This is a genomic window from Moorena sp. SIO4G3, assembly GCF_010692305.1.
GTDB lineage: Bacteria > Cyanobacteriota > Cyanobacteriia > Cyanobacteriales > Coleofasciculaceae > Moorena > Moorena producens_A.
The window spans coordinates 1-3,591 of the sequence record NZ_JAAHIG010000589.1; the positions used below are offsets into that span (position 1 = coordinate 1).

Sequence of the window (3,591 nt, forward strand, 5' to 3'; positions counted from 1 at the left end):
TGATAGGTCGTCTTGACAATTTCTGACCTATCTTTTTTTACCATAATTCGCTCAATTTAATATATATCAAGGGTTACGGGGCGCTTGTCGCCCCCCCAGGTATTATCACCCTACGAGCGATTATATATATATACAGAAGATGAAGAGTTGCCTGATTACCTGGAGGTGAGCCCAAAAGACAAGTATGCGTCGTATTATATGATTAACCTCGAAGATGGAAGTAAAAACCTGATCGACCTGTATGCCCCAAAAATCATACATACAAGTGGAGCGACCAAATGGCTGATATATGATATCGATGGTGAACTTAATTATTCACCAAATTATTAGCCTCAGTGAAAGAAACCGATAGACACAGAGGCAAGTAAGGTTCAAGCGGGATCAATAAACCGCCGCTATGCAAAGACATAGGTTTTGTCCTGATAGTTTCGATGAATTAGTTGGCATATTGTCGTAGGAAAACCAAAACTGCTCAGCTTGTGGCGAGTTATGATAACCAAGTCTTGCATTGAGAAACGCACAGCGACGAAATCGACTGATTGCTCGTAACAACCATTGAGCTCACCCAGGCACCCTGGTTCACCCTGAACCAGGGGCTTGGGTCATTCCGAACAACCTAAGGGTGTGCCAAGAAGGAAATCCGCTCAGTATTTGCGAATTTATCCCACCTTTCACCCATCGCCACCAGGGTTGAAAATATGCCTCAATGGGCTCACTGGGCGCACCACGCTCATAAAGCCGAGTCATATTTTCAACCATTCGTGCCACGGTCTTCCTAGCAATTCCTAAACCCGAGGTCGAAAACCAATAGCCTAGTCACCACGTCTTGCACCAACAGGAAATATCTTGGGGGCAATAGCGATCGCCTTTGGCGTGGCCTACGGCCAATCGCACAAGATGTGCTGCCTAGTAGTGCGGCTTTCAATGGTGCCCAAACCAAAATTGACCAATGGCACAATGAATGGGTATCCTTTGAACGTAAGTTTGATAAGATTAAACCAGCGACTAGAACAGGGTCGGTGGGTTGATGTATTGAACTATGCTCAGAACAGCAATTTGCCAGCACATTGGCGTCAGAAGTTAAATCGAATCATTGCTGAAGCTCGGCAGCAACAAGCTAAAGTGGAAGCTAACAGAAAGCAACTCGCTGTACAGAATCAAATTGGCTCTAGAGCAAACCAAGCAATTCAAAACAAGTCACAGCCTGCTCCAAGACCGGTTTCTATTGCTGCACCATTGCCTAAACAGCCAGTGGTTACCGGTCAGAAAACTACTGCACCACCACCGTCATTATCTACCAAAATCAAATATTACGTGATACTGGACGACGGGAGTTCTAGTGGTTTAGCAAATGCCAGGAAAATTGTACCTGGTGCTTTTTTGGGTCGATTCCCACAAGGGTCTCGCATTCAGATGGGAGCATTCAAAAATGAAGCCAAGGCAAATGCTTTTGCTAACCAACTACGTCAACAAGGAATGTCTGCTTCAATCTATCGACCTTAATGGTTTTGTTAAAGGTTATTTGGTTAAAGGTTAACAGGTTGTTCGCGTAGCGTGGCCTTTAGGCCAAGGTTAATTGGTTGTTCGGGTAGCGAAGAGGGAGACTGGTGGAGGATGATTGATTAGATAAAGAATCAGGGATATGAGGCCGATAATCATTGGGGTGTTGATTCTCAACGGAATGATGGAAAAAATCAAGGGGTAAGGTTATTACTCAACGAAACTTTGATGGGATTCCCCTTGCCGACAATGACAATGTGAAATATCTGATCTAACACTACCATATATGAGTGAAAAGAGGAGGATGTGATCCGATGTGATCGCCGTTAACCTAGAGTAGCTAAAGAGTCTGGTATAATAAGTTGAATTAAGGGAAAAAGAAATCACTTGACTAAGGTCGTCGTTTCCGGTACAAGGGTGTAAGTACATCTACATAAAGGTTTCTGAACGAGACATGCTAAACACGATCATGCGGTACGGCACCATACTGTTGTCAGGGTTTATAGCGTTTTGTGTGCTAATCACCCCGTCGATGGCAATGGCCGAAAATATTTACTGTATCTATCCAGAGGACCTACCATGTATTGAATTTTTAGATAAGTATGACACGGTAGTGCTAGATAAATCGAGGGACTATACGATGGAAGCCAGTGCGGTAGTAAAGAACTTAAATATTGATCAGGGATATATCGGCCTGAAAAATAAGGATGGTCAATATGTCACCGAAGAGTTAGAGGGAGACGAATGTTATCTGATGGATTGGTTCGATCAGCGTGATGTCAACGAACGTACCCTAGACTTTGTCCAGAATATCGGCGAAACAAAGATTTTGGTGACAGTAACCCGATCAAATAATTACGATCTACTCGAAGCGGCATGCGGTTCTACTATATATTGAGGACAAAGAGCTGGAACAACAAGGCCTGGTGTTTTGTGTAATAGGCGTGGGACGGACAAACCCTGGACGCCAACCTAGGCCCTGGAATCCAGGCAACGGTCTCCCTAGTGGGGGCATCGTCAACTGGCAAACCGGCCAGCACAGAAAAGTAAGCAGGAAACTCTGACCGTTAAAACCGATATAGATTAATCATCGGTTCGCTCACCCAGACCCCCCGGTTCACCCATAACCTGGGGGTTGAGTCATTCCGATCAACCGAAGGGTAAAACATGATAGAAATACGCTCAGCAATTTCGCAGAAATCCCACCTTTCACCCATCGCCACCAGCGTAGAAAATATGCCTCAATGCGCTCAATGGGCGCACCGTGCTAATGATGCCTCGCCACATTTTCAAGCATCCGTTCCACGGTCTTCCGAGGGATTCCCGCGCAAGGCATAGTGTCCCGAACGAATTGGCGCTTGTATAAGCGGTTTTTTCTCATGCCACCATTGTCTGACCGGCCAGATATCGGCAAGAGGCGTGATAATGGGTCACTGATTTTGGCAAGGGCAGTGTAAAACGATCAGGCAGGAAATATCAAGGGGGCAATTGCGATCGCGTAGCGTAGCCATTTGGGCTAATCGCCTTTGGCGTGGCCTACGGCCAATCGCACAAGATGTTCTCCCTAGTAGTGCCGCTTTCAATGGTGCCCAAACCAAAATTGACCAATGGCACAAGGAATGGGTAACCTTTGAACGTAAGTTTGATCTGATTCTACCAGCGACTAGAACAGGGTCGGTGGGTTGATGTGTTGAACTATGCTCAGAATAGCAATTTGCATTCCATGTGGCTATTGGCGTGCCTATGTTAAATCGAATCATTAATGAAGCTCGCCAGCAACAAGCAAAAATAGAAGCAAAAAGAAAGCAACTCGATGTACAGAATCAAATTGGCTCTAGAGCAAAGCAAGAAATTCAAAACAATTCACAGCCTGCTTCACGACCGGTTTCGATTGCCGCACCATTGCCTAAACAGCCAGTGGTTAACCCTCAGAAAACTACTGCACCACCACCGTCTCAATCTAGCAAAATCAAATATTACGTGATACTCAACGACGGGAGTTCTAGTGGTTTAGCAAATGCCAGGAAAATTGTACCTGGTGCTTTTTTGGGTCGATTCCCACAAGGGTCTCGCATTCAGATGGGAGCATTC

4 protein-coding genes are annotated in these 3,591 nt (G+C 45.4%); all 4 read left to right on the forward strand.

The features are described from left to right. Window positions 1-984 precede the first annotated feature (984 nt). Window positions 985-1,503 carry an SPOR domain-containing protein gene (locus F6J99_RS43260; RefSeq protein ID WP_293123155.1) on the forward strand — a complete coding sequence of 173 codons (519 nt, stop codon included), beginning with the start codon at window positions 985-987 and terminating at the stop codon, window positions 1,501-1,503. A gap of 466 nt (window positions 1,504-1,969) precedes the next feature. Further along, window positions 1,970-2,398 carry a hypothetical protein gene (locus F6J99_RS43265; protein WP_293123158.1) on the forward strand — a complete coding sequence of 143 codons (429 nt, stop codon included), beginning with the start codon at window positions 1,970-1,972 and terminating at the stop codon, window positions 2,396-2,398. A 590-nt stretch (window positions 2,399-2,988) separates the two neighbouring features. Beyond that, window positions 2,989-3,186, forward strand: coding sequence for a hypothetical protein (locus F6J99_RS43270; RefSeq protein ID WP_293123161.1), 198 nt, complete (start codon window positions 2,989-2,991; stop codon window positions 3,184-3,186). Window positions 3,187-3,243: 57 nt separating this feature from the next. After that, window positions 3,244-3,591 (forward strand): hypothetical protein (locus F6J99_RS43275; protein ID WP_293123164.1); only part of this gene is annotated, 348 nt, incomplete at its 3' end.

Bases quoted from the DNA above. Each gene is read 5' to 3' on its own strand.
- F6J99_RS43265 (WP_293123158.1), top strand. From the start codon at position 1,970: ATGCGGTACGGCACCATACTGTTGTCAGGGTTTATAGCGTTTTGTGTG.